Origin of the sequence: Pseudomonas sp. NFX183, assembly GCF_047943075.1 — a bacterium.
In the GTDB taxonomy this organism is placed as follows: Bacteria; Pseudomonadota; Gammaproteobacteria; order Pseudomonadales; family Pseudomonadaceae; genus Aquipseudomonas.
The window spans coordinates 2,112,399-2,137,748 of the sequence record NZ_CP181333.1 but is presented as its reverse complement, the minus strand read 5'-3'; the positions used below and the strand labels follow the sequence as shown (position 1 = coordinate 2,137,748).

The window sequence follows — 25,350 nt, the reverse complement described above, 5'->3', positions numbered from 1 at the left end:
ATTGTTGAAAGAGTTTTAGAGCTTTGGCGGCAAGTATAGGGACTTAGCCCTTCCTAAAGAACCCTTTGCACAAAATTTAACCAGCTGTGGATGAATCACAGACAATAGAAATTAAAAGAGAGAAGTTTATAAGATCTTTGTTTTTATGTTTATTTCTACTGAGCCTGCTTTCTGTGGATAGATCTCTACAGGCCTCTATTTACGTTGTGTACAGCGATTCAAAAGTCTGTGGTCATGTGCCAATGAGGCCGTTGGATAAGTGCTTTAAGCCTGTGGATTAAACAGATGGTTATCCACAAGGGGGGGTTTACTCAGGTTTCAAGCCCTGTTATCAACTGGGCACAGGGGCGGTTATTCACAGGGCTTAATCCACAGATATTGCGTATTTCACCCACGACGAAGCCACCGCGTTTTTTGAACGCAGTAAGGAATGCTGCAAAAAGAGAGCTATTGTGAGAAGTCGACGGCGCAGTTAATAATAGCGATTATCATTAACCTGCCTTAACGCGCCCTATGCCTCCTTCACACACGGCTGCAGTCCAGCACATCTATGAGCATCACCATTCGTGGCTGCAGGGATGGCTCAAAGGTAAATTGCATAACGCTTGCGATGCAGCCGATGTGGCACACGATACTTTCGTGCGTATCTTGGGCGGGCGCGATGCGGCGCAGATCCTCGAACCCAGGGACTACCTGGCAACCATTGCCAGGGGCTTGGTCATTGATCGTTATCGCCGGCATGCGATTGAACGCGCGTATCAACAGTCGTTGGCTGAGCGCCCTGAAGCTGTCGCCATCAGTGAAGAAGACAAGGCCATTATCATTGAAACGCTGGTAGCTGTGGATAAGACCCTGGCTGACCTGGGCGATCGGGCCCGGCGAATTTTCATGCTGTCGCAGATCGAAGGCCTGACTTATCAACAGATCGCCGATCAGTTGCAGGTGTCCCTGACCACCGTGAAGAAACACATGATCCGCGCGCTTACCGAGTGTTCACTGATCATGGCCAGCCTGTAATGGTTGCCCCGGATCGAAAGGTCTTCGAAGCTGCTGCCACTTGGTATGTGCATTTTCAGTCGCAACCTCCAACGCCGGCTGAGCACTATGCCTGGCAACAATGGCTCAATGACGACCCGGCACACCTGGCAGCGTGGAACCAGATGGAGCAATTGCAACGCAGCCTGGGTGCCCTGCCTCAGGATTTCACCCGCCGCGCCTTATCGGCCACGCAGCAACGGCGGCAGGTGCTCAAGTGGATGCTGGTGCTGGGCGGCACCGGCTACCTGGGCTGGAATGTTCAACACGCGCCTTCCCTGGGCAATGTGTGGGCGGACTACCACACACGCGTCGGCGAACGGCGAAGGATCGAACTGGCCGATGGCACTCGAATAGACCTCAACACCAGCACCGCCATTGATGTGGTGTTTGATGGCCGCCAGCGTTTGATCCGCCTGCGCGAAGGTGAAGTGCTTATCCACACCGGAAAACTGGGTGGGCAAGCGCCCTTTTATATTGAAACCCGCCAGGGCCGAGTTCAGGCATTGGGAACGAGGTTTACCGTGCGCCAACTGGCGGATTCGACGCGAGTGGGGGTGCTGGAAGACCGAGTGAGCATCTCGCCTGCAGACCAACCCGATCGCACTCGGCTGCTGGCTGCCGGTGAAAGCGCTGACTTCGACCGGGAAAATGTCGGCCCCAACCACGCCTATCGCCGGACCCAGGCGGCTTGGGTCGATGGCCAAGTGATCGTCCTGGATGCGCGACTTGGGGATCTGATCGAGGACCTGGCACGCTATCGCTCAGGTGTTCTGCAGTGCGATCCGGCCTCGGCGCCTCTGCGGGTCTCCGGCACGTTCCGCCTCGACTCCACCGATGCAGTACTGGCTAACCTGCAAGCTACTCTGCCGATCCAGGTGAAATATTTCACTCGCTATTGGGTTTCGGTGACGCGCGTGGGTTGAGCGAAAAAATAATCCACAGAGGGGTTATCTTTTTTTTACCTGACCCGGCCCTACGGGTAATCACGACGCTACCTTCAGGGCTTATCCACCTATGCGCCTTCCCGCCAAACTCCGCCAGCAACTCTCTTACCACGGCATGACCTACGGTTTACTGCTGTCCACGGCCGCCACCGCCGGTGTCTTTTTGTCCACAAGCGCCCTGGCAGCCAGTGCTGCGCAGCATTACACCATTGCCGCCGGGCCCCTTGACGCAGCGTTGAGCCAATTTGCCGCCAAGGCCAACGTGATCCTGTCCTTCTCACCCCAGCAGACTGCGCGCTTGAATACGCCGGGGCTGGAAGGTGACTATTCGGTGGATCAAGGCTTTGCGCTATTGCTGCAAAACTCGGGGTTGCAAGCCGTAACACAGGCGCCCGGAAGCTATGTACTTCAGGCTTCGCAAGATGGGCCATTGACGCTCGCCCCCACCACCGTCAGCACTTATCAACAGGCCGGTTTCAATCAGGACATTGCCGGTGATGTTGGCTACAAGGCGCAAAACAGCCGCGTCGGTACCAAAACCAGCACCGCGCTGTCGGAAACCCCGCGCTCGGTATCGGTGGTCACAGGCCAACGCATCAAGGACCAGAAGTCGCAGACGCTGACGGAGGTGCTGGGGTATGTACCGGGGATCTTCGCGCCACCGTTTGCTGCCGGTGATAGCCTCGCGGGCGACCTGTTTTTCATTCGTGGTTTCAATGCCACGGATTATGGCTACGGCCTGCTGCGCGATGGCCTTCGGGTACAGGGCAATCGGTATGACACCACCAGTGAACCCTATGGCCTGGAGCGCGTAGAGATTTTCCGCGGCCCTTCTTCTCTGCTCTATGGGGAAAACGCGCCGGGCGGGTTGGTCAACCTGGTCAGCAAACACCCCACCGCCACGCCCCAGGGCGAAGTGCAATTGGGTTACGGCTCCAACAATCGGCGCCAGCTGGGTGTGGATATCTCGGGGCCACTCAATGACAGTGGCAACGTCCTGGGCCGCGTGGTCATGCTCGGTCGAAAATCCGACACCCAGACCGACCACGTGCCCGATGATCGCCTGTACATCGCGCCCTCCCTGACCCTGAACATTGATGACTACAACACCCTGACGCTGCTGACCAACTACCAGAAGGACCACACCAATCTGGAACTGGGCCTGCCTGCGGCCGGCACTTTACTGAAAAACCCGAACGGCAAGCTGTCCAAACACACCATGCTCGGCGACCCGGACTGGAACACGTTCGAGCGCGAAGCCTGGAGCGCCGGGTACGAGTTCAGCCACAGCTTCAATGACGATTGGCAGTTCCGCCAGAACTCGCGCTACATGCAGTCGCGCATCAACCGCCATGAAACCTGGCCCGGCGCGCTGAACAATCGCGGCTTCGGCACCCAGTTGAACATGACCGCCTACGACCGCTACAACAAGTCGATGGTGTATTCCCTGGATAACCAGCTCGAAGGCAAATTCCAGGTCGGTGACCTGGAAAACACCCTGCTGGTTGGCGCCAGCTACGACCGCACCTCGTTCAATCAGGACTGGGATGCGGGCTTCGCCGGCACCATCAATGTGTATAACCCGGTGTACCTGCGCGACCCGCTCACCCCGATCGCGGTACAGAACACCCTCCTCGAACAGCAGATGAAAGGCGTTTATGCACAGGTCCAAAGCAAATACGACCACTGGCTGTTCCTGCTCGGCGGTCGCCAGGATTGGGTCGAGAGTGATTTTCGCGACAAGGTGAACAAGGCCAGCAACACGGGCTCTGACGACAAGAAGTTCACGTACCAGGGCGGAGTGATGTACCAGTTCGACAACGGCGTGACGCCGTATGTCAGCTACTCCACCGCCTTCGTCCCGGTGCAGCAGATTTCCAACGCCGGTTCACCGTTAAAGCCGATCACCAGCAGCCAGTACGAAGTGGGTGTGAAGTACGAGCCGATTGGCTGGGACACCGCCATGACGCTGTCGGTGTATGACCTGCGCAAGCAGGATGACACCTACCTCGATGCCACCACCAACAGCTATCGCCAAGTGGGCGAAAGCCGCGCCAAAGGGGCGGAGGTGGAAATCAACAGCAACCTTACGCCGAACTTGAATGTCACTGCGGCCTACACCTATACCGATGCAAGGATTACCAAGGATTCCGCCACTTCACTGGTCGAAGGGCATCAGATGACCGGGGTGCCACGTAACCAGGCGTCGGTGTGGGGCAAGTACCGCTTTCTGGATGGCCAGCTCAAGGGCTTGTCCCTGGGTGGCGGAGTGCGCTACTTCGATAGCACTTTCTCCTACACCGCGCCGACGCTGTACGGGAAATTGGATGCCGGAAGCGTGACATTGGTGGATGCGGCGATCGGTTATCAGCTCGACAAACACTGGTCGGTGGATCTGAACGCGAAGAATCTGTTCGACAAGGAATATGTATCCGGTTGCAACGATGCAGGTCGCTGCTACTGGGGCGACAGTCGGACGCTGCTTGGGACGGTTTCCTATAACTGGTAAAGGCGCACAGTAGCCCTGAAGAACTCAGGCGTTCTTCAGGGCGTTTTGCCGGCAAGCCGGCTCCCACAGGATATGTGGATAACTGGGCTATTTGCCGATGCAGAAGCTTGAAAAAATCCGTCCCAGCAAATCATCCGAACTGAATGCACCGGTGATCTCGCCCAGCAGCTGCTGGGCCTGACGTAAATCCTCAGCCAGCAGCTCCCCTGCCCCCGCCAAGGTCAGTTGCGCCCGACCGTGCTCCAGCGCCGCGCTGGCGTGGCGCAGCGCCTCCAGGTGCCTGCGACGTGCACTGAAGCTGCTTTCCGAGGTTTGCTCATAGCCCATGCAGGCTTTGAGGTGGTCGCGCAGCAACTCCAGGCCATCGCCGGCCGACTTCGCACTCAGGCTGATAGTGACATGGCCATCCTCGCTGGTTTCCATGGCAATAGCTTCGCCGGTCAGGTCGGCCTTGTTGCGAATCAAGGTGACCTTGGCCGGGTCCGGCCGTTGCTCGAGAAATTCCGGCCACAAGGCAAAAGGATCCACAGCCTCTGGCGCGGTGGCGTCCACCACCAACAACACCCGGTCCGCTTCGCCGATGGCCTTGAGTGCGCGCTCTACGCCAATCTTTTCGACCTGGTCGTCGGTATCGCGCAGACCTGCAGTGTCGACCACGTGCAGCGGCATACCGTCGATGTGGATATGTTCGCGCAAGATATCCCGGGTGGTGCCGGCGATCTCGGTAACGATGGCCGCCTCGCGACCTGCCAGGGCATTGAGCAGACTCGACTTGCCGGCATTTGGCCGTCCCGCGATCACCACGGTCATGCCATCGCGCAGTAGAGCCCCCTGCCCGGCTTCGCGCAGCACTGTGGATAACTCATCGCGGACTTTGTCGAGCATGGCCAGGACGTGCCCATCGGCGAGGAAGTCGATTTCCTCCTCCGGAAAATCAATCGCTGCCTCGACGTAGATGCGCAAGCTGATCAATTGCTCGGTCAGGTTATGCACACGCAACGAAAATGCACCCTGCAACGAACGCAATGCATTGCGCGCGGCCTGTGCAGAACTCGCCTCGATCAAGTCGGCAATGGCTTCAGCCTGGGCCAGATCGAGTTTGTCATTGAGAAAAGCCCGCTCGCTGAACTCCCCCGGACGCGCCAGGCGGCAACCCAATTGCAGGCAGCGCTGCAGCAGCATATCCAGCACGACTGGACCGCCGTGCCCTTGCAATTCAAGCACGTCTTCGCCGGTGAACGAGTTGGGCCCGGGAAAATACAGCGCCAGGCCTTCATCCAGCACGGTTGCATCGGCGTCCAGAAAGGGGCCGTAGTGGGCGTAGCGCGGTTTCAACTCGCGGCCGCTGATGGCCTGGGCCGCATAACCGGCGAGCGGCCCGGAAATTCGAACGATACCGACGCCGCCGCGACCTTGAGCGGTAGCGACAGCAGCGATGGTTTCACGAGGAGCGCTCATCAGCAGGTTCCAGAACAAAAGTGACGGAAAGCAAAACGCCCCACTAGGGGGCGTCTTGAGTGGTTATCCACAGAGTAAATTACGCCGCAGCTTTTTTGGTAGCCGCTTCGATTTTACGTGTGATGTACCACTGTTGAGAGATCGACAGGCAGTTGTTGACGACCCAGTACAGCACCAGACCAGCAGGGAACCACAGGAAGAAGAAGGTGAAGATGATTGGCATCATTTTCATCACTTTGGCCTGCATCGGATCCGGCGGAGTCGGGTTCAAGCGCTGCTGGATGAACATGGTCGCGCCCATGATGATCGGCAGGATAAAGAACGGGTCTTTGATCGACAGGTCAGTTATCCACAGCATGAACGGAGCCTGGCGCATTTCCACGCTTTCCAGGAGTACCCAGTAAAGCGACAGGAAGACCGGCATCTGCACCAGAATCGGCAAGCATCCACCCAGCGGGTTGATCTTCTCTTTCTTGTACAGCTCCATCATGGCTTGCGACATTTTCTGCCGGTCATCGCCATGTTGCTCTTTCAGCGCGGCCAGTTTCGGGGCCACGGCACGCATACGTGCCATCGACTTGTAGCTGGCGGCCGACAGAGGGAAGAAGATCCCCTTGATCAGCATGGTCAGCAAGATAATCGAGAAACCCCAGTTACCGACGATGCTGTGGATATGTTGCAGCAGCCAGAAGATTGGCTGGGCAATGAACCACAGAATGCCGTAATCCACAGTCAGTTCCAGACCTGGGGACAACTCTTTCAGCACAGCCTGGCTTTTCGGGCCGGCATACAGCGTGGCGCTGGTTTCAGCCTTGGCGCCTGGTGCGACGGTCAACGCCGGGCCAGTAAAACCAATAATGTAGTTGCCTTGGCTATCTTTGCGGGTTTGAACCAGGTTGGCTTCACCCTTGTTCGGGATCCATGCGGTCACGAAGTAGTGTTGCAACCAGGCAACCCAGCCGCCTTGTACGGTTTCTTTCAGCGCGCCCTTGTCGATATCTTTCATCGACACTTTTTTGTACGGCTCGCTACTTGTCCACAGGGCAGCGCCCAGGTAAGTCGCGGTGCCGGTGGCAGTGCTGGAAGAAGGATCGGCGCTGTTGTCACGCTTGAGCTGGGCAAACAGGTTGCCGCTCCATGGCTTGGCGCTTTCGTTGTCGATCAGATAGGTGACTTTCAGATCGTACAAACCGCGGGTAAAGCTGAAACGCTTGATGTAGTTGACGCCGTCCTGACTGAATTTCAGGTCAACGTTCAACTGGTTCTGGCCATCAGCCAGTTGATAAGTCTTCTGTTCGGTCGAATAAACCGGACGACCGGTAGCACGAGCATCCGGACCGTCAGTGCCGGTCAGGCCGCTTTGTGCCAGATAAGTGCGTTCACCACCGTTATCGAACAGTTGGAACGGCACATCCGGATGGTCTTGGCGACGTGGATACAGCGGCAGTTTCAACTGCGCGATATCACCACCTTGTGGGTCGATAGCCAGGTCGAGCACATCCGTTTTCACGTGGATGAGGTCTTTGTTGGTGACCACTGGCGTTTCTAGAGGGGCGCTTGTCTCGCCATTCGCGCTGGGAACATCGGCACTCGCGGACGCATTGTTACCCAACGGGGTGTCCGGAATAGCCGGCGCAGCCTGATTGGTAGCAACATTCTGAGTCGGCAGGGCAGCCTGGCCGTAGTCCTGGTTCCACTTAAGAACCATGACGTAGGACACGATTGCCAGGGCGACGATCAGGATCGTGCGTTTAATATCCATGATTACTCGGCCATCGAAGAAGAACGGGAGGTAGGGATAGGTGGAACCGGGTCAAAACCACCGGGATTCCACGGATGACAGCGGCCTAAACGACGAAAGGCCAGCCAGCCACCGCGCAGAAGACCATGATTTTCTATGGCCTCTAACGCGTAGCAGGAACAACTGGGGTAGAAACGACAGTGGTCGGCCATCAGAGGACTAATGGCATAACGGTAAAACTGGATCGGAACGAGGGCCAGTTTACGCATTGGTGCTGTCTACCCCTACAGTTTCGGTGCTGACTGCTGGTGCCGGCTTGTTGGTACGCGCCAAACGTTTCCAGAGCTTGCCGAAATGCTGAATCAATTCGGGGTTTTCTACGTCCCCCAAGCCTTTGCGCGCGACGATAACAATATCCCAACCAACCAGAGTTTCCTGGTGGAGGCGAAACGATTCGCGCATCAGACGCTTGAGGCGATTGCGCTCAACGGAGAGCTTTACGCTCTTCTTGCCGATCACCAACCCGAGGCGGGGGTGATCCAGATCGTTGTTACGCGCAAGGAGCAGGAGATTTTTCCCCGGAACCTTGCCGGTGGGGGAGTCAAAGACTGCCTTGAAATGCCGGGGGGTTAGCAGACGCTTTTCCCGACTGAAGTCCTGACTCACCACCAGTACCGGATTATCAAACTGCCAGACGCGCACGACCTTTGGCGCGGCGACGCGACAAGACAGCACGGCCGTTCTTGGTGGCCATGCGAGCACGGAAGCCGTGAGTACGGGCGCGTTTGATGGTGCTTGGTTGGAAAGTACGTTTCATGGCGTTGTTACCTGGTTCGTCCACAACGGGCCGGAATGGCCCCCGTTTTAAGAGACCGGCGATTCTAGAGAAAGCAAGCCTCTAGGTCAATTTCCAACCAGCTTTTCCTTTAATTAGATCTCTGCAGGTAATTGGGCCTTTTCGGCTCGCCCGGCTTTCACGAGCAATGCCATAGATATAAAAATAAAGAAGGAAGTTATTTAAAGCTTTTCTGTAAAGCTTATAAAAGCTAGGGAGGCCATTCTCTGTGGATAACTGCTCTGAGCCCATATTCCACCTGATGTACAGAGAATGACAACTAGGAGGAGAAACGGTGCTCTGCCTGTGCTGCGCTGTCGGATAACCTGTGCGTGGAATGGGTTGTTATCCACAGGCCAGTTACCCACAGACTTTCGACCCCACTTGTACAACGAGCTTAGGGGCGCTTATCCACAGAGCTTATGCACAGACCATTGGTCGGCTTTTTTGCGCTTAACGCATTGATTTTGGGTGCCCTGTGAGCAACCTACATGTGGATAAGTGGGCGTCTGGCCGCTACAATGGCGGCTGTTTTTGCCTCACCGGCTTTCAACTTAGGGGATATCCGTGTCAGTGGAACTTTGGCAGCAGTGCGTGGAGCTTTTGCGCGAAGAGCTGCCTGCCCAGCAATTCAACACCTGGATCCGTCCGCTACAGGTCGAAGCCGAAGGCGACGAGTTGCGTGTCTACGCGCCGAATCGTTTTGTTCTCGATTGGGTTAATGAGAAGTACCTGAGCCGCGTTCTCGAATTGCTCGATGAGCACGGCAATGGCCTGGCGCCCGTACTCTCCCTATTAATAGGCAGCAAACGTAGCTCTGCACCGCGTGCCGCGCCGAATGCACCGTTGGCAGCGAGCGCCTCGCAGGCTCAGGCCGCAGCCGCGCCTGTTAATAACTCGCCAGCACCCGTTGCCCAGACGCCTTCGCAATCATCGGCGCAGAAAAACGCGCCTATAAATGAAGAGCCGTCCCGTGACAGCTTCGACCCAATGGCCGGTGCCAGCTCGCAGCAAGCACCGGTACGCGCCGAACAGCGCACCGTGCAGGTAGAAGGTGCGCTCAAGCACACCAGCTACCTGAACCGTACGTTCACCTTTGAAAACTTCGTCGAAGGTAAATCCAACCAGCTGGCCCGTGCGGCCGCCTGGCAGGTAGCCGACAACCCCAAGCATGGTTACAACCCGCTCTTCCTTTATGGTGGCGTCGGCTTGGGTAAGACGCACTTGATGCACGCTGTGGGTAACCATCTATTAAAGAAGAACCCGAATGCCAAGGTCGTGTACCTGCACTCGGAGCGCTTCGTCGCTGACATGGTCAAGGCCTTGCAGCTCAATGCAATCAACGAGTTCAAGCGGTTCTACCGCTCGGTTGATGCGTTGCTGATCGATGACATTCAATTTTTTGCCCGCAAGGAACGTTCTCAGGAAGAGTTTTTCCACACCTTCAACGCCCTGCTCGAGGGCGGTCAGCAGGTCATCTTGACCAGCGACCGTTACCCGAAGGAAATCGAAGGCCTGGAAGAACGTTTGAAGTCGCGCTTCGGTTGGGGCCTGACCGTTGCGGTAGAACCGCCGGAGCTGGAAACCCGCGTCGCGATCCTGATGAAAAAGGCCGACCAGGCGAAAGTCGATCTGCCACACGATGCGGCCTTCTTTATTGCTCAACGCATTCGCTCCAACGTGCGTGAGCTCGAAGGCGCGCTCAAGCGGGTCATTGCTCACTCGCACTTCATGGGCCGCGATATCACCATCGAGTTGATCCGTGAATCCCTGAAAGACTTGCTGGCCCTGCAAGACAAGCTGGTGAGTGTGGATAACATCCAGCGCACCGTGGCTGAGTACTACAAAATCAAGATTTCCGACTTGTTGTCCAAGCGCCGTTCGCGCTCGGTGGCACGTCCGCGTCAGGTGGCGATGGCGCTCTCCAAAGAGCTGACCAACCACAGCCTGCCGGAAATCGGTGATGTGTTTGGCGGTCGCGACCACACCACGGTCTTGCACGCGTGCCGCAAGATCAACGAACTTAAGGAATCCGACGCGGATATTCGCGAGGACTACAAGAACCTGCTGCGTACACTGACTACGTGATGACACCAGCGCAGCTTATTAAGGCAAGGGACTAGACCATGCATTTCACCATTCAACGCGAAGCCCTGTTGAAACCCCTGCAACTGGTCGCAGGCGTCGTCGAGCGCCGACAGACCTTGCCGGTGCTCTCAAACGTATTGCTGGTTGTCGAAGGTCAGCAATTGTCCTTGACCGGTACCGACCTTGAAGTCGAGCTGGTCGGCCGCGTGCAGCTGGAAGAGCCTGCTGAGCCGGGCGAGATCACCGTACCCGCGCGCAAGCTGATGGATATCTGCAAAAGCTTGCCAAACGAAGCGCTGATCGACATCAAGGTCGATGAGCAGAAGTTGGTGGTCAAGGCCGGCCGCAGCCGTTTTACGCTGTCCACCTTGCCAGCCAATGACTTCCCGACCGTCGAAGAAGGCCCTGGCTCGCTGACCTGCAGCCTGGAACAAAGCAAACTGCGCCGTTTGATCGAGCGCACCAGCTTCGCCATGGCCCAGCAGGATGTTCGCTACTACCTCAACGGTATGTTGCTGGAAGTCTCTGAAGGCATCATCCGCGCCGTGGCCACCGACGGTCACCGGTTGGCGATGTGCTCCATGCGTGCCGATATTGGTCAGCCAGATCGCCACCAAGTGATTGTTCCGCGTAAAGGTATCCTGGAGTTGGCGCGTCTGCTCACCGAGCCGGACGGCAACGTCAGCATCGTTCTGGGCCAGCACCACATTCGCGCCACTACCAGTGAATTCACCTTCACGTCCAAGTTGGTCGACGGCAAATTCCCGGATTACGAGCGCGTGCTGCCTAAAGGTGGCGACAAGCTGGTGATCGGCGATCGTCAGGCCTTGCGCGAAGCGTTCAGCCGTACCGCAATTCTGTCGAACGAGAAGTACCGCGGTATCCGTCTGCAACTGGCCAATGGTCAGTTGAAAATTCAGGCGAATAACCCTGAGCAGGAAGAAGCGGAAGAAGAAGTAGGCGTTGACTACAACGGCGGCTCGCTGGAGATCGGCTTCAACGTCAGCTATTTGTTGGACGTGCTGGGCGTAATGACCACCGAACAGGTTCGCCTGATTCTGTCGGACTCCAACAGCAGCGCCCTGGTGCAAGAATCTGATAACGACGACTCGGCTTACGTAGTTATGCCGATGCGCCTGTAATCATGCTCAGCAGAAGCTAGATGTCCCTCAGTCGCGTCTCGGTCACCGCGGTGCGCAATCTGCACCCGGTGACCTTCTCCCCCTCCCCCCGCATCAATATCCTCCACGGCGCCAACGGCAGTGGCAAAACCAGCGTGCTGGAAGCCATTCATTTGCTGGGGCTCGCCCGTTCTTTTCGCAGTGCACGTCTTTTGCCGGTGATTCAATACGAGCAGTTGGCATGCACTGTATTTGGCCAAGTTGAATTGGCTGAAGGCGGACACAGCAGCCTGGGAATATCTCGTGATCGCGGCGGGGAATTTCAAATTCGCATTGACGGGCAAAATGCTCGCAGCGCTGCCCAGTTGGCGGAAATTCTGCCTCTGCAGTTGATCAACCCCGACAGCTTCCGTCTGTTGGAAGGTGCACCGAAGATCCGCAGGCAATTCCTCGATTGGGGAGTGTTCCACGTGGAACCGCGTTTCATGGCCACTTGGCAGCGCCTGCAGAAGGCCCTGCGGCAGCGGAACTCATGGCTGCGGCATGGTACACTTGACGCCGCTTCGCAAGCAGCCTGGGACCGGGAACTGTGCCTGGCCAGCGACGAAATAGATGAATACCGCCGCGCCTATATCAAAGCCTTGAAACCAGTCTTTGAGCAGACCTTGAGTGAGTTGTTGGATCTCGAGGGTCTGACGCTGAGCTACTACCGTGGTTGGGATAAAGAGCGTGAGCTGAGCGCAGTGCTCGCCACGTCCTTGCAACGGGATCAGCAAATTGGCCATACCCAGGCAGGCCCCCAACGGGCTGATCTGCGTCTTAGATTAGGCGCACATAATGCCGCGGATATCTTGTCCCGCGGTCAGCAGAAGTTGGTGGTGTGCGCACTGCGTATCGCCCAGGGGCATTTGGTTAGCCAAGCCCGACGCGGTCAGTGTATTTATCTGGTGGATGACTTGCCGTCCGAACTCGACGAGCAACACCGCCGTGCGTTATGCCGCTTGTTGGAAGACTTACGCTGCCAGGTATTCATTACCTGTGTAGACCACGAATTATTGAGGGAAGGCTGGCAGACGGAAACGCCAGTCGCTTTGTTCCACGTGGAACAAGGCCGTATCACCCAGACCCACGACCATCGGGAGTGAAGGCATGAGCGAAGAAAACACGTACGACTCGACCAGCATTAAAGTGCTGAAAGGTTTGGATGCCGTACGCAAACGTCCCGGTATGTACATTGGCGACACCGATGATGGTAGCGGTCTGCACCACATGGTGTTCGAGGTGGTCGACAACTCCATCGACGAAGCGTTGGCCGGTCACTGCGACGACATCAGCATCATCATCCACCCGGATGAGTCCATCACCGTGCGCGACAACGGTCGCGGCATTCCGGTAGACGTGCACAAAGAGGAAGGCGTTTCGGCGGCAGAGGTCATCATGACCGTGCTCCACGCCGGCGGTAAGTTCGACGACAACTCCTATAAAGTCTCCGGCGGTTTGCACGGTGTAGGTGTGTCGGTAGTGAACGCTTTGTCGGAAGAGCTGATTCTGACCGTTCGCCGTAGCGGCAAGATCTGGGAACAGACTTACGTGCACGGCGTGCCACAAGAGCCGATGAAAATCGTCGGTGACAGCGAATCCACTGGTACGCAGATCCACTTCAAGCCATCGGCTGAAACCTTCAAGAATATCCACTTCAGCTGGGACATCCTGGCCAAGCGTATTCGTGAACTGTCCTTCCTCAACTCCGGTGTGGGCATCGTTCTCAAGGACGAGCGCAGCGGCAAGGAAGAGCTGTTCAAGTACGAAGGCGGTCTGCGTGCGTTTGTTGAATACCTGAACACCAACAAGACTGCGGTCAACCAGGTGTTCCACTTCAACATCCAGCGTGAAGATGGCATCGGCGTAGAAATCGCCCTGCAGTGGAACGACAGCTTCAACGAGAACCTGTTGTGCTTCACCAACAACATTCCTCAGCGTGATGGCGGCACTCACTTGGTGGGTTTCCGTTCGGCGTTGACGCGTAACCTGAACACCTACATCGAAGCCGAAGGCTTGGCCAAGAAGCACAAGGTCGCCACCACCGGTGACGACGCACGTGAAGGCCTGACCGCGATTATCTCGGTGAAAGTGCCAGATCCCAAGTTCAGCTCCCAGACCAAAGACAAGCTGGTGTCTTCCGAAGTGAAGACCGCTGTGGAACAGGAGATGGGCAAATACTTCTCCGACTTCCTGCTGGAGAACCCGAACGAAGCCAAGCTGGTTGTCGGCAAGATGATCGACGCTGCACGTGCGCGTGAAGCGGCGCGTAAAGCCCGTGAGATGACCCGTCGTAAAGGCGCGCTGGATATCGCCGGCCTGCCGGGCAAATTGGCAGACTGCCAGGAGAAGGACCCTGCCCTCTCCGAGCTGTACCTGGTGGAAGGTGACTCTGCTGGCGGTTCCGCCAAGCAGGGTCGTAACCGTCGCACCCAGGCGATCCTGCCGTTGAAGGGTAAGATCCTCAACGTTGAGAAAGCCCGCTTCGATAAGATGATTTCCTCTCAGGAAGTCGGCACGTTGATCACAGCCCTGGGCTGCGGTATCGGCCGCGACGAGTACAACATCGACAAGCTGCGCTACCACAACATCATCATCATGACCGATGCTGACGTCGACGGTTCGCACATCCGTACCCTGCTGCTGACCTTCTTCTTCCGTCAGTTGCCGGAGCTGATTGAGCGTGGCTATATCTACATCGCTCAGCCGCCGTTGTACAAAGTGAAAAAAGGCAAGCAAGAGCAATACATCAAAGACGACGACGCCATGGAAGAGTACATGACGCAGTCGGCCCTGGAAGATGCCAGCCTGCACTTGAACGACGAAGCTCCGGGTATCTCTGGTGAGTCGCTGGAGCGTCTGGTTAACGATTTCCGCATGGTCATGAAGACTCTCAAGCGTCTGTCGCGCCTGTACCCTCAGGAGCTGACCGAGCACTTCATCTACCTGCCGGCCGTCAGCCTGGAGCAGTTGGGCGATCATGCAGCGATGCAGGATTGGCTGGCCCAGTACGAAGTGCGCCTGCGTACCGTCGAGAAGTCTGGCCTGGTGTACAAAGCCAGCCTGCGTGAAGACCGTGAGCGTAACGTGTGGCTGCCGGAGGTCGAGTTGATCTCCCACGGCTTGTCGAACTACGTCACCTTCAACCGCGACTTCTTCGGCAGTAACGACTACAAAACCGTCGTTACCCTCGGCGCGCAATTGAGCACCCTGCTGGACGACGGTGCTTACATTCAGCGCGGCGAACGCAAGAAGCAGGTCAAGGAATTCAAAGAAGCCCTTGATTGGCTGATGGCGGAAAGCACCAAGCGTCACACCATTCAGCGATACAAAGGTCTGGGCGAAATGAACCCGGATCAGCTGTGGGAAACCACCATGGACCCAGCTCAGCGTCGTATGTTGCGCGTGACCATCGAAGACGCCATTGGCGCAGACCAGATCTTCAACACCCTGATGGGTGATGCGGTCGAACCTCGCCGTGACTTCATCGAAAGCAATGCCTTGGCAGTGTCCAACCTGGACTTCTGATTCAGGTCAGCCTGCTAAAACAAAAAGGCCAACGCTCAGCGTTGGCCTTTTTTATTGGGTCTGAAAAAGCAGTTTTTATAATGCTCCACGTGGAACATCGAGCTTATTGGCCCGGGTTTACCGCCGCCACACTCTCCAACCGATAACCGTATCCGTAGATTGTCAGCAGTTGCCAGCCACGGTCGGCCGTCAGTCCCAGCTTGTTGCGCAGGCGATAGATATGCGTGTCCAGCGGCCGCGAGGAGACCATCTCCTCATGAGACCAGAACCGTTCATACAGATATTCACGAGACAATGGGCGCGCCAGATTGGCGAACAAGCAACTGGCCAAGCGGTATTCACGCTCAGTCAGGTTGATAGGTTTGCCCGCACGAGTGACGGTCAGCTCAGCATCGTCAAAGGTCAGATCGTTGAAGCTCTGCACTTCATGGGCCGTCGATTTTTGCAGACCATGGCGACGCAGCACGGCCGTGATCCGGGCTTTCAGTTCATTGGGCCGGAAGGGTTTGCTGACGTAATCATCCGCCCCACTGTTCAGCGCCGTGACGATGTCGCTCTCGGCGTCCCGACTGGTGAGCATGATCACGGCGGGCGGTGACTCCATGTGCTCGCGGGTCCAGCGCAGCAGCGCGATACCCGTGATGTCGGGCAGCTGCCAGTCGAGTATCAGCAAGTCAAAGGTTTCCCGGCGCAGTTGGCGTAGCAGGTCTTCACCACGCTCGAAGCAATGCACGGACCACGGCTGTTCCGCGGTGCTGGGAATCTGTCGCAGTGTCTGCTCAACCCGGCGCAACTCAGCGGGCTCGTCATCCAGTATTGCGACACGCATGGGTGGGTCCCTTCTACTAAAAAAACGGCGCAAATGCCGGCCATCGAATCTGAATAATTGTGGTCAGATTCAGCGGACCATGAATCTATCGATACGCTGATATCAAAGAGCCTTTAATCCGTTGGAAGACCTCGATACCTTGGAGGAAAGATACCCACTCCTGCCCGTAAGGAAAAGGTTCAGCATGAATCGCTCAGGAAAGTCTAACAGTGAGACCGATATGAGCTTCACTGGGTTCAGTACACCGCTCATATCGAAAAGGGAGAGGCCGGGGCATATGGCGCGTTCAACTATCCACTCTCGACACCTCTACACGCCTGCGACGGTGGCCCGGTGATGCTGTGGCGCAAATCCGAAAAACGCCAACCCACTCGAGCACAACTGCTGTTCCACGGTTTGATACGCGAGTGGCTATTGATTGGCCTGGTTCTGCTGCCCTTCACTGTTTACCTGTCCTTGAGCCCAGGCCTGGCCCTCAATAACCCGCTGTACGACAGCCTTCGTCGCCTGACCCCATTGCCGGTCGATTCACGGATCCTGCTGGTGACCATTGATGACCAGAGCCTGAAAAAGCTAGGCCAGTGGCCTTGGCCGCGCAGCGTGCATGCTGACCTGATTGACCGGCTCAGTGCTGCTCTACCGGCAGGCATATTGTTTGATGTGATCTTCAGCGAGCCCGGCGATGCGGCGGATGACCAACGACTGGCCGACGCGGTGTGCAAGGCCGGCAATGTGTTGTTGCCCACGGCGAGTTCCGACGCGGCGGATGAGCAACTGTTGCCACTGCTCAAATGTGCCAAAGGCATGGGCCAGATCAATGTCGAAGCCGATAACGATGGTGTGGTACGCAGCCTGTATATGCGCGAGGGCCCGCCCGGCAACACGCTTGCGCAGCTGGCATGGCTTGCCTATACGTTGAGTGGGCAAACCTCACCCATGCCGGGGCTCGCCAAGGAACCTGACGGTCAGCATTGGCATCGTGAACACGCGGTTCGTGTTCCTTACACCGCGCAGGGCCACTTTCCCAGCGTGTCCTACGTCAGCGTATTACAGGGCGAGGTACCGCCCGACGTGTTGCGTGGTCGGTTGATATTGGTCGGTGCCACGGCCTATGGAATGGGTGATCGCTTTGTCACGCCCCTCTCCTCCACAGTGGGCTCCACGGCCGGAGTGGAGATCCAGGCCAACATCCTCAATGGATTGCTGCTGGGGCGCAGCATCGTCGATCTTCCAGGCTGGCTTGCCGCACTGATGGCCGCATCGCTGGTGGCGTTGCTGCTGGGGCTGCTGTTGTATCGGCCGCGCTATGCACTGTGGATGACCCTGGCTTGCATGGTCACCGCACTGCTCGGCTCATGGGCCTTGCTGCGCCTGGGGCATTGGTGGTCACCTGCAGCGTGTCTGATCGGGCTGCTGCTCAGCTACCTGATCTGGAATTGGCGCCGCCTGAGCGTGATCCTTGCTTACTTCGGCTGGGAACTGGCACGCCTGGATAACGAACCCAAAGTGCTGCCCGAGCGCCGCCGTGCGCCCGCCAGCAAAGGTGACGTGTTGCAGGGGCGCATCTTTGCGCTTGAGCAGGCGGTAAGCCGCACGCGCGACACGCGGCGATTTATGGCGGACGGGTTGGAGTGCCTGCCGGTGGCGACTCTGATTACCGATCCCCACGGCAGCATCCTGCTGGCCAACCGCGTCGCCCGTGAGGTGTTCGGCAACGATCTGGTGGCCACAAATCTATTGGAACAACTCGCCGACCTCGGCTACCCGCCGCTGCATAACGGCGTTCGCCCTGCCCTGTCGGCGCTGCAGCTTATCGAGTTCCGTGATATCCACCAGCGCAGCCTGCGCATGGAGCTGGCACCCTTGCTGCCGGCCGAAGGTGATGTCGCCCTTGGCTGGCTGCTGAGCCTTACCGACTTGAGCAAGGAGCGTGAAGCCCAACAACACCGCGAGACGATGTTGCGCTTCCTGTCCCATGACCTGCGTGCGCCGCACTCGGCGATCCTGGCGTTGCTGGATGTGCACAACGGCGATTCACCGATATTTGCCCAGATCGAACAACAGGTGAAACGCGCATTGAGCCTCACCGAATCCTTCGTGCAGTTGGCCAAAGCCGAAGCCGACGGCTACCACTTCCAGCCAACGCTATTTGCCATGCTGGTCATGGATGCCTTTGACCAGGTGGCAGTGATCGCGCAGCTCAAGGGCATTCACTTGGTACACGACTTGGATGAGGCGGATGAGGGCATGGTGTCAGCCGATCAATCATTGCTGACCCGGGCGCTGTTCAACGTGCTGGAAAACGCCATCAAGTACTCCCCGTCAGGCACCACCGTCACGCTGAGCCACGGCAGCGCGCAAGGTTGGTTGGAATGTCGCATCAGCGATCAGGGACTGGGCATCGCGCCTGGGGATTTGCCGGAGCTGTTCAGCCAGTACCGACGCTTCGATTCAGCCCAGGGCAGTGAGGGTTTGGGTTTGGGGCTGACCATGGTCAAAGCCGTGATTGAGCGCCATGGCGGCCGTATTCTGTGCGAGAGCGAGTTAGGCAAGGGCTCGACCTTCAGCCTGAAACTGCCCCTGCTCGATACGTGAAAACCCTGGTTTTCTGCTGTGCATAAAAAACCGGTCAAAAAGACCGGTTTTTTAATGCGCAAAAAACTTATGCACGTTTTTCGCGATTTTATTAGCTTGAGAAATATGTAAGTAAATCAGCTTCTTACGAACCAAAAACGGCGATTCGCCAACAAACCGTACACAGGTTATCCACAGAAGCTCAAATCGCCGGCGTCTCTACCACCACAGGCTCGGGAGGCAATGAACCCATGGCCCGTTGCTGCGCTTCATTCCACGCTGCAGCGCGGTCATTCAATGCTGCAATCGCACGTGGCCCTTCGCCTTCTGCGTACATCGGCTCGCCAATCACTACCGTGATGGTGCCTGCGCGTTTGGCCCAACCGGTCTTCGGCCAGAACTTGCCGGCGTTATGCGCAATCGGCAATACCGGCAGGTTGGCATTCACCGCCAAAGCGGTGCCGCCCCGCGAGAATTTGCCTACGGTGCCGTAAGGCACACGCGTACCTTCCGGAAAGATCAGTACCCAAACGCCATCCTTGAGCAACTCATCGCCTTTTTTGGCGACGTGCTTGAGCGCCGCCTTGGGGTTGTCACGATCAATGGCGATCGGGCGCAACATGGCCATGGCCCAGCCAAAGAACGGCACATACAGCAGCTCGCGCTTGAGCACCTGGCTCAACGGCGAAAAGTACGCGGAGAGGAAGAACGTTTCCCAGGTGCTCTGGTGGTTCGACAGAATCACGCAGGGCTGCTCCGGGACGTTTTCAGCGCCCTTCACTTCGAAACGGATGTTCAGGAACACCTTGGTCAGCCACAACGCGCAGCGGCACCAATAAACGTTGATAAAGCGATAGCGCGCCTTGAACGGCAGGAACGGCGCAATAAAAAAGCTCAGGGTGCACCAGAGAAACGAACTGGTGCCCAGCAGCAGGTAAAAGAAAAAGGTTCTGATGGCCTGCAAGATCGACATGGCGGCATTTACCGTTGCGGGACACGGCCCGCCTGTTAAAAGCGCACTCCCGAACAGTCCTTGGTCAGGAAGTCGAGGGCGGCTAGTTGTTGATAAGTTCTGCGGCAACCGCCGCCAGATCGTCAAAAATCAAAGTGCCTACCGGCAGGTCTTTCGCCTGGGTCTTTTCGCCTTTCCCGGTCTTAACCAAAACTGGCTGAGAGTCGACGGCTTTGGCCGCCTCCAGGTCACCGAGGCTGTCCCCGACGAACCATAGCCCAGCCAAGGGCACCTTGTAATGTTCTGCAATGGTTTTCAACATGCCAGGCTTGGGTTTGCGGCAATCGCAGCCCTCATCCGGCCCGTGAGGGCAGTACACCACCAGCCCCACCTCACCGCCCTGCTCGGCCACCAACGTGCGCAAGCGCGCGTGCATGGCGTCCAGGGTGGCGATGTCGTAATAACCACGGGCGATGCCGGACTGGTTGGTGGCGATGGCCACCGTCCAGCCGGCTTTGCTCAACTGCGCGATGGCCTCGATCGAGCCGGGCAGTGGAATCCATTCCGCCACCGACTTGATGTAAGCGTCGGAGTCGTAATTGATCACTCCGTCCCGATCGAGAATCAGCAGTTTCAACATGATCAGCCCAGTACGGAAATGTCAGCGATGTTGATGAACAAACCCCGCAGACGCGCCAGCATGGCGTAGCGGTTTTTCCGCACGCCGGCATCGTCGGCATTGATCATCACGGCTTCGAAGAACGCATCCACCGGCTCACGCAAGGTGGCCAGGCGCGCCAGAGCTTCGGCGTAGTTACGTTCAGCGAGCAGCGGCTTCACTGCGTTTTCGGCCTTGGCGATGGCCGAGTTCAGCGAGAACTCCTTGGCATCGGCAAACAGGGACGGGTCGACTTCGGTATTGCCGAGGTTGTCGGCCTTGCTCAGCAGGTTCGACACGCGCTTGTTCACGGCAGCCAGCGCATCGGCTTCCGGCAGCTTGCGGAAAGCCTGTACGGCCTGCACACGCTGATCGAAGTCCAACGCCGAACCCGGTTGCAGGGCACGGACCGACAGGTACACCGAAACATCCACGCCTTCGTCTTCGTAACGCGCACGCAGGCGGTCGAACACGAACTCCAGCACTTGCTCGGCCAAACCGGCTTGCTTGACCTTGCCACCGAACTGGCCGACCGCAAACACCACGGCCTGGGTCAGGTCGAGGTCAAGCTTTTTGTCGATCAGGATACGCAGCACGCCCAAGGCAGCACGGCGCAGGGCGTACGGGTCTTTGCTGCCGGTGGGCAACATGCCGATACCGAAGATACCCACCAGGGTATCCAGCTTGTCGGCGATGGCCACGGCCGCACCGGTCAAGGTGGTTGGCAGCTCAGCACCGGCACCGCGCGGCATGTACTGCTCGTTCAGCGCCAGGGCTACATCGTCCGGCTCGCCGTCGTTGAGGGCGTAGTAGTAACCGGCAACGCCTTGCATCTCCGGGAACTCGCCGACCATTTCGGTGGCCAGGTCGCACTTGGACAGCAAGCCAGCGCGGGCAGCCCAGGCAGCATCGCCACCAATACGTGGCGCAATGTAGGCCGCCAGCTTGGAAACGCGCACGGCTTTGTCGTAGACGCTGCCAAGTTTTTCCTGGAACACCACGTTTTGCAGGCGCAGGTTGAAGTCTTCGAGCTTCTGCTTCTTGTCTTGCTTGAAGAAGAACTCGGCGTCGGTCAGGCGCGGGCGCACGACTTTTTCGTTACCGGCGATGATCTGCTGCGGGTCCTTGCTTTCGATGTTGGCCACAGTGATAAAGCGCGGCAGCAACTTGCCATCCACGTCCAGCAGGCAGAAGTACTTCTGGTTGTCCTGCATGGTGGTGATCAGCGCTTCTTGCGGCACGTCGAGGAAACGCTCTTCGAACGAGCACACCAGCGGCACTGGCCATTCAACCAGCGCGGTCACTTCGTCGAGCAGGCTTGGCGGCACGATGGCGGTGCCTTCCTGCAGGCGGGCCAGCTCTTCGGTGCGCTTGCTGATCAGCTCACGACGCTCATTGGCATCGGCCAGCACGTAAGCGGCGCGCAGGTCGGCGGCATAGTTGGCGGGCGAAGTGATGCGCACGGCTTCTGGGTGGTGGAAGCGGTGACCACGCGAATCACGGCCCGCCTTTTGAGCGAGGATGGTGCAGTCGATGACCTGGTCACCGAGCAGCATCACCAGCCATTGGGTTGGGCGTACGAATTCTTCTTTGCGAGCACCCCAGCGCATGCGCTTGGGGATCGGCAGGTCGTTGAGGGAATCTTCAACGATGGTCGGCAACAGGCTCGCCGTCGGCTTGCCGGTGATGACCTGGCTGAAACGCAGTTTCGGGCCGCTCTGGTCGATCTCGCTCAGCTCGACGCCGCACTTCTTGGCAAAACCCAGGGCTGCTTGAGTCGGGTTACCTTCCGCATCGAAAGCGGCTTGGCGCGGCGGGCCGTCGAGGTTGATGCTGCGGTCCGGCTGCTGGGTTTCCAGCGCGGTCAGCAACACAGCCAGGCGACGTGGCGCGGCGTAGACTTTTTTCGCAGCGAACTTCAGGCCGGCTGTGTGCAGGCCTTTTTCAATACCGGCCAGGAACGCCTCGGCCAGGGTGTTGAGTGCCTTGGGCGGCAGCTCTTCGGTGCCCAGTTCAACCAAAAAATCTTGAGCACTCATTGTGCAGCCTCCAGCTTAGCCAACACTTCATCACGCAGATCCGGGGTTGCCATCGGGAAGCCCAGCTTGGCGCGAGCCAGCAAGTAGGCTTGGGCGACGGAACGCGCCAGGGTGCGTACACGCAGGATGTATTGCTGGCGCGCGGTGACCGAGATGGCACGGCGGGCATCCAGCAGGTTGAAGGTATGGGAGGCCTTCAACACCATTTCATAGCTTGGCAACGGCAGCGGCTGGTCGAGTTCGATCAGGCGCTTGGCTTCGCTTTCATAGAAGTCGAACAGCTCGAACAGCTTGTCGACGTTGGCGTGTTCGAAGTTGTAAGTGGACTGCTCCACTTCGTTCTGATGGAACACATCGCCATAGGTGACTTTGCCGAACGGACCGTCAGCCCACACCAGGTCGTAGACCGAGTCCACGCCTTGCAGGTACATGGCCAGGCGCTCGAGGCCGTAAGTGATCTCGCCGGTCACCGGGTAGCACTCGATGCCGCCCGCTTGCTGGAAGTAAGTGAACTGCGTCACTTCCATGCCGTTGAGCCAGACTTCCCAGCCCAGGCCCCAGGCGCCCAGGGTCGGCGATTCCCAGTTGTCTTCGACGAAACGGATGTCGTGCACCAGTGGGTCCAGGCCGACATGTTTCAGCGAGCCCAGGTACAGCTCCTGGAAGTTGTCCGGGTTAGGCTTGAGTACCACCTGGAACTGGTAGTAGTGCTGCAGGCGGTTCGGGTTTTCGCCGTAGCGGCCGTCAGTCGGGCGACGACTGGGCTGCACATAAGCGGCGTTCCAGGTTTCCGGGCCAATGGCCCGCAGGAATGTAGCGGTGTGGAAAGTGCCGGCGCCTACTTCCATATCGTAGGGCTGAAGTACCACACAACCTTGCTCGGCCCAGTATTGCTGGAGGGCGAGGATCAAGTCTTGGAAGGTACGCACGGCTGGCGTAGGCTGGCTCACGAAATTCACCTGTTACTTGGGCTGCGATTTAAAGAGCGGGAGTATACCCGATTCGGCCGCGCCACCATCCCCTGGAGCCTTATGCCACGCTGCTTTTGGTGTTCTGAAGATCCGCTGTACATGGCTTATCACGATCAGGAGTGGGGAACGCCGCTGCGCGATGCGCAGGGTCTGTTCGAGTTGCTTTTGCTCGAAGGGTTCCAGGCGGGCCTATCCTGGATCACCGTTTTACGCAAACGCGAGCATTATCGAAAGGTCCTGTTCGGCTTTGATGCACAGCGCCTGGCGCGCCTCAGCGATGCCGAGATTGACGCGCTGATGCTCGACCCTGGCATCGTGCGCAATCGCCTCAAGCTCAACGCCACCCGCCGCAATGCCGCGGCCTGGCTGGCGCTGGAAGACCCGGTGGGTTTGCTCTGGTCGTTCGTCGGCGGCGTGCCCAAGGTCAATCACTTCAAGGATCGCAGTGAGGTCCCGGCGATTACGCCCGAGGCTGAAGCCATGAGCCGCGCCCTGAAAAAAGCCGGTTTCACCTTCGTCGGGCCAACCATTTGCTACGCCTTCATGCAGGCCAGCGGGATGGTCATGGACCACACTCAAGACTGCGACCGTTACGCGGACTTGGCCAACGCCGGTTAGAATGCCGGCTTTGCGCACCACACACGATCAGGAGTGACCTGTGGAAAAGTTTAAAGGCGCCTTGCTGGTAGGCGCTCTTCGGTTGTTTGCCTTGTTGCCTTGGCGCGCTGTTCAGGCCGTCGGCACGGCAATTGGCTGGATCATGTGGAAAACCCCCAACCGCTCCCGCGAAACAGTGCGGATCAACCTCTCCAAATGCTTCCCGGACATGGACCCCGCCGCCCGCGAGCGCCTGGTCGGCCAGAGCTTGATGGACATCGGCAAGTCCCTGACGGAAAGCGCCTGCGCCTGGATCTGGCCGGCCCAGCGCTCCATCGACCTGGTGCGAGAAGTCGAAGGCCTGGAAGTGCTGCACCAAGCCCTGGCTTCGGGCAAAGGCGTGGTGGGCATCACCAGCCACTTGGGCAACTGGGAAGTGCTCAATCACTTTTATTGCAACCAGTGCAAACCGATCATTTTCTACCGCCCGCCCAAGCTCAAGGCGGTGGATGAACTGCTGCAAAAACAGCGCGTGCAATTGGGCAACCGCGTGGCGGCGTCCACCAAGGAAGGCATTCTCAGCGTGATCAAGGAAGTGCGCAAAGGCGGCCAGGTGGGCATTCCCGCCGACCCGGAGCCGGCTGAGTCGGCCGGGATCTTTGTGCCGTTCTTCGCCACCCAGGCGCTGACCAGCAAGTTTGTACCCAACATGCTTGCGGGCCATAAAGCGGTGGGCGTGTTCCTGCATGCGCTGCGGCTGCCGGACGGTTCGGGTTACAAAGTCATTCTGGAAGCGGCGCCGGAAGACATGTACAGCACCGACACCGCCACGTCCTGCGCGGCGATGAGCAAGGTGGTGGAGCGCTATGTCGGCGCCTACCCGAGCCAGTACATGTGGAGCATGAAGCGCTTCAAGAAGCGCCCGCCGGGTGAGGCGCGTTGGTATTGATTCACCCAGGTCTAAGCCCAATGAAGACCTAATGTGGGAGCTGGCTTGCCTGCGATGGCATCACCTCGGTGTAACACAGAGACCGAGTTGTCTGCATCGCAGGCAAGCCAGCTCCCACAGGGATCGCATCAGGCCTGGCGGTCGAGCTTTTTCAGGAACACCGTCATCTCTTTTTCGGCCTGCTTGTCGCCATGGGCCTGGGCCGCTTCAATGCCCTTCTCCCACGCCAGCCGCGCCGCCGCACTATCACCCAACCCCGCCTGCGCCTTGCCCAACAACTTCCACGCCGCCGAATACTTCGGATCGAATTCCACGCACTTGTGCAAATGCTCCGCCGCCTTGGCGTTGTCCTTCAAATCCAGATAACCCTTGCCCAAGCCGAAGCGCAGCAGCGAATTATCCACACCCTTGGCGAGCATTTTTTCCAGGGATTCGAGCATGGTGGCGTGTCCTTTTAGCTAGGTAAGGTTTTCAACCGCG

General features: G+C 57.9%; 21 protein-coding genes. 10 read left to right on the top strand and 11 right to left on the bottom strand.

Annotation, left to right across the window (positions count from 1 at the left end):
* Positions 1-513: 513 nt before the first annotated feature.
* From ACM530_RS09825 to ACM530_RS09815, 3 genes are all read left to right on the top strand, one after another.
* The gene (locus tag ACM530_RS09825) at positions 514-1,017 is read left to right on the top strand and encodes a sigma-70 family RNA polymerase sigma factor (protein ID WP_416364678.1); all 504 of its coding nucleotides are present in this window, start codon (positions 514-516) and stop codon (positions 1,015-1,017) included.
* Positions 1,017-1,961 carry a FecR domain-containing protein gene (locus tag ACM530_RS09820; RefSeq protein ID WP_416364677.1) on the top strand — a complete coding sequence of 315 codons (945 nt, stop codon included), beginning with the start codon at positions 1,017-1,019 and terminating at the stop codon, positions 1,959-1,961. Before ACM530_RS09825 ends, ACM530_RS09820 begins: the two co-directional genes overlap by 1 nt.
* A 91-nt stretch (positions 1,962-2,052) precedes the next feature.
* Positions 2,053-4,491: a TonB-dependent siderophore receptor gene (locus tag ACM530_RS09815; RefSeq protein ID WP_262206824.1), complete on the top strand. Its 2,439-nt coding sequence runs from the start codon at positions 2,053-2,055 to the stop codon at positions 4,489-4,491.
* 87 nt (positions 4,492-4,578) lie between these two features.
* Here ACM530_RS09815 and mnmE read toward each other — a convergent pair whose 3' ends face one another.
* The 5 genes from mnmE to rpmH all read right to left on the bottom strand — a co-directional run bounded on the left by mnmE (position 4,579) and on the right by rpmH (position 8,507).
* Entirely contained in the window at positions 4,579-5,949 is a 1,371-nt protein-coding gene (mnmE, locus tag ACM530_RS09810) for a tRNA uridine-5-carboxymethylaminomethyl(34) synthesis GTPase MnmE (RefSeq protein WP_106575971.1), read from the bottom strand.
* Between the two features lie 79 nt (positions 5,950-6,028).
* Positions 6,029-7,711 (bottom strand): membrane protein insertase YidC, encoded by a 1,683-nt coding sequence (yidC, locus tag ACM530_RS09805; RefSeq protein WP_242200580.1) that lies wholly within the window; start codon positions 7,709-7,711, stop codon positions 6,029-6,031.
* Between the two features lie 2 nt (positions 7,712-7,713).
* Complete coding sequence (gene yidD / locus ACM530_RS09800; RefSeq protein WP_073636650.1) at positions 7,714-7,959, bottom strand: membrane protein insertion efficiency factor YidD; 246 nt, start codon at positions 7,957-7,959, stop codon at positions 7,714-7,716.
* Entirely contained in the window at positions 7,952-8,356 is a 405-nt protein-coding gene (gene rnpA, locus ACM530_RS09795; RefSeq protein WP_197629997.1) for a ribonuclease P protein component, read from the bottom strand. The genes yidD and rnpA overlap by 8 nt, the downstream gene beginning before the upstream one ends.
* 16 nt (positions 8,357-8,372) lie before the next feature.
* Complete coding sequence (rpmH, locus tag ACM530_RS09790; protein ID WP_003213577.1) at positions 8,373-8,507, bottom strand: 50S ribosomal protein L34; 135 nt, start codon at positions 8,505-8,507, stop codon at positions 8,373-8,375.
* Between the two features lie 585 nt (positions 8,508-9,092).
* Here rpmH and dnaA point away from each other — a divergent pair.
* From dnaA to gyrB, 4 genes are read left to right on the top strand one after another with little or no spacing between them, the layout of a single operon-like run.
* Positions 9,093-10,613, top strand: a complete 1,521-nt coding sequence (dnaA, locus tag ACM530_RS09785; RefSeq protein WP_416364676.1) for a chromosomal replication initiator protein DnaA — start codon at positions 9,093-9,095, stop codon at positions 10,611-10,613.
* A 38-nt stretch (positions 10,614-10,651) separates the two neighbouring features.
* Entirely contained in the window at positions 10,652-11,755 is a 1,104-nt protein-coding gene (gene dnaN / locus ACM530_RS09780) for a DNA polymerase III subunit beta (protein WP_083355987.1), read from the top strand.
* Positions 11,756-11,775: 20 nt separating this feature from the next.
* Positions 11,776-12,879, top strand: a complete 1,104-nt coding sequence (gene recF, locus ACM530_RS09775; RefSeq protein ID WP_010565854.1) for a DNA replication/repair protein RecF — start codon at positions 11,776-11,778, stop codon at positions 12,877-12,879.
* A 4-nt stretch (positions 12,880-12,883) separates the two neighbouring features.
* On the top strand, positions 12,884-15,301 hold the full coding sequence (gene gyrB / locus ACM530_RS09770; protein WP_145158421.1) for a DNA topoisomerase (ATP-hydrolyzing) subunit B: 2,418 nt from the start codon (positions 12,884-12,886) through the stop codon (positions 15,299-15,301).
* 103 nt (positions 15,302-15,404) lie between these two features.
* Here gyrB and ACM530_RS09765 read toward each other — a convergent pair whose 3' ends face one another.
* Positions 15,405-16,130 (bottom strand): response regulator transcription factor, encoded by a 726-nt coding sequence (locus ACM530_RS09765; RefSeq protein WP_242200576.1) that lies wholly within the window; start codon positions 16,128-16,130, stop codon positions 15,405-15,407.
* Between the two features lie 333 nt (positions 16,131-16,463).
* Between ACM530_RS09765 and ACM530_RS09760 the strand changes: the two genes are divergently transcribed.
* Positions 16,464-18,725, top strand: a complete 2,262-nt coding sequence (locus ACM530_RS09760; RefSeq protein WP_416364675.1) for a CHASE2 domain-containing protein — start codon at positions 16,464-16,466, stop codon at positions 18,723-18,725.
* A gap of 181 nt (positions 18,726-18,906) precedes the next feature.
* On the opposite strand, the gene ACM530_RS09755 is transcribed toward ACM530_RS09760, so the two are convergent.
* From ACM530_RS09755 to glyQ, 4 genes are all read right to left on the bottom strand, one after another.
* On the bottom strand, positions 18,907-19,677 hold the full coding sequence (locus ACM530_RS09755; RefSeq protein ID WP_106575978.1) for a lysophospholipid acyltransferase family protein: 771 nt from the start codon (positions 19,675-19,677) through the stop codon (positions 18,907-18,909).
* 82 nt (positions 19,678-19,759) lie between these two features.
* Complete coding sequence (gene gmhB / locus ACM530_RS09750; RefSeq protein ID WP_177410061.1) at positions 19,760-20,299, bottom strand: D-glycero-beta-D-manno-heptose 1,7-bisphosphate 7-phosphatase; 540 nt, start codon at positions 20,297-20,299, stop codon at positions 19,760-19,762.
* Positions 20,299-22,353, bottom strand: a complete 2,055-nt coding sequence (gene glyS / locus ACM530_RS09745) for a glycine--tRNA ligase subunit beta (RefSeq protein WP_416364674.1) — start codon at positions 22,351-22,353, stop codon at positions 20,299-20,301. The genes gmhB and glyS overlap by 1 nt, the downstream gene beginning before the upstream one ends.
* Positions 22,350-23,303, bottom strand: a complete 954-nt coding sequence (glyQ, locus tag ACM530_RS09740) for a glycine--tRNA ligase subunit alpha (protein WP_003187265.1) — start codon at positions 23,301-23,303, stop codon at positions 22,350-22,352. Before glyQ ends, glyS begins: the two co-directional genes overlap by 4 nt.
* An 81-nt stretch (positions 23,304-23,384) precedes the next feature.
* On the opposite strand from glyQ, the gene ACM530_RS09735 reads away from it, so the two are divergent.
* Together ACM530_RS09735 and ACM530_RS09730 are read left to right on the top strand one after the other, a co-directional pair.
* Entirely contained in the window at positions 23,385-23,942 is a 558-nt protein-coding gene (locus ACM530_RS09735) for a DNA-3-methyladenine glycosylase I (RefSeq protein WP_369302775.1), read from the top strand.
* Positions 23,943-23,982: 40 nt separating this feature from the next.
* Positions 23,983-24,870 (top strand): lysophospholipid acyltransferase, encoded by an 888-nt coding sequence (locus ACM530_RS09730; RefSeq protein WP_242200567.1) that lies wholly within the window; start codon positions 23,983-23,985, stop codon positions 24,868-24,870.
* A gap of 128 nt (positions 24,871-24,998) precedes the next feature.
* Here the strand turns inward: ACM530_RS09730 and ACM530_RS09725 are convergent, their stop codons facing one another.
* Positions 24,999-25,310 (bottom strand): hypothetical protein, encoded by a 312-nt coding sequence (locus ACM530_RS09725; protein WP_145158432.1) that lies wholly within the window; start codon positions 25,308-25,310, stop codon positions 24,999-25,001.
* Between the last annotated feature and the right edge of the window lie 40 nt (positions 25,311-25,350).

What these genes read in the sequence shown, in the direction of transcription:
- ACM530_RS09825 (WP_416364678.1), top strand. Translation starts at nt 514, where the DNA reads ATGCCTCCTTCACACACGGCTGCAGTCCAGCACATCTATGAGCATCAC.
- ACM530_RS09820 (WP_416364677.1), top strand. Translation starts at nt 1,017, where the DNA reads ATGGTTGCCCCGGATCGAAAGGTCTTCGAAGCTGCTGCCACTTGGTAT.
- ACM530_RS09815 (WP_262206824.1), top strand. Translation starts at nt 2,053, where the DNA reads ATGCGCCTTCCCGCCAAACTCCGCCAGCAACTCTCTTACCACGGCATG.
- mnmE (WP_106575971.1), bottom strand. Translation starts at nt 5,949, where the DNA reads ATGAGCGCTCCTCGTGAAACCATCGCTGCTGTCGCTACCGCTCAAGGT.
- yidC (WP_242200580.1), bottom strand. Translation starts at nt 7,711, where the DNA reads ATGGATATTAAACGCACGATCCTGATCGTCGCCCTGGCAATCGTGTCC.
- yidD (WP_073636650.1), bottom strand. Translation starts at nt 7,959, where the DNA reads ATGCGTAAACTGGCCCTCGTTCCGATCCAGTTTTACCGTTATGCCATT.
- rpmH (WP_003213577.1), bottom strand. Translation starts at nt 8,507, where the DNA reads ATGAAACGTACTTTCCAACCAAGCACCATCAAACGCGCCCGTACTCAC.
- dnaN (WP_083355987.1), top strand. Translation starts at nt 10,652, where the DNA reads ATGCATTTCACCATTCAACGCGAAGCCCTGTTGAAACCCCTGCAACTG.
- recF (WP_010565854.1), top strand. Translation starts at nt 11,776, where the DNA reads ATGTCCCTCAGTCGCGTCTCGGTCACCGCGGTGCGCAATCTGCACCCG.
- gyrB (WP_145158421.1), top strand. Translation starts at nt 12,884, where the DNA reads ATGAGCGAAGAAAACACGTACGACTCGACCAGCATTAAAGTGCTGAAA.
- ACM530_RS09765 (WP_242200576.1), bottom strand. Translation starts at nt 16,130, where the DNA reads ATGCGTGTCGCAATACTGGATGACGAGCCCGCTGAGTTGCGCCGGGTT.
- ACM530_RS09755 (WP_106575978.1), bottom strand. Translation starts at nt 19,677, where the DNA reads ATGTCGATCTTGCAGGCCATCAGAACCTTTTTCTTTTACCTGCTGCTG.
- glyS (WP_416364674.1), bottom strand. Translation starts at nt 22,353, where the DNA reads ATGAGTGCTCAAGATTTTTTGGTTGAACTGGGCACCGAAGAGCTGCCG.
- ACM530_RS09735 (WP_369302775.1), top strand. Translation starts at nt 23,385, where the DNA reads ATGCCACGCTGCTTTTGGTGTTCTGAAGATCCGCTGTACATGGCTTAT.
- ACM530_RS09725 (WP_145158432.1), bottom strand. Translation starts at nt 25,310, where the DNA reads ATGCTCGAATCCCTGGAAAAAATGCTCGCCAAGGGTGTGGATAATTCG.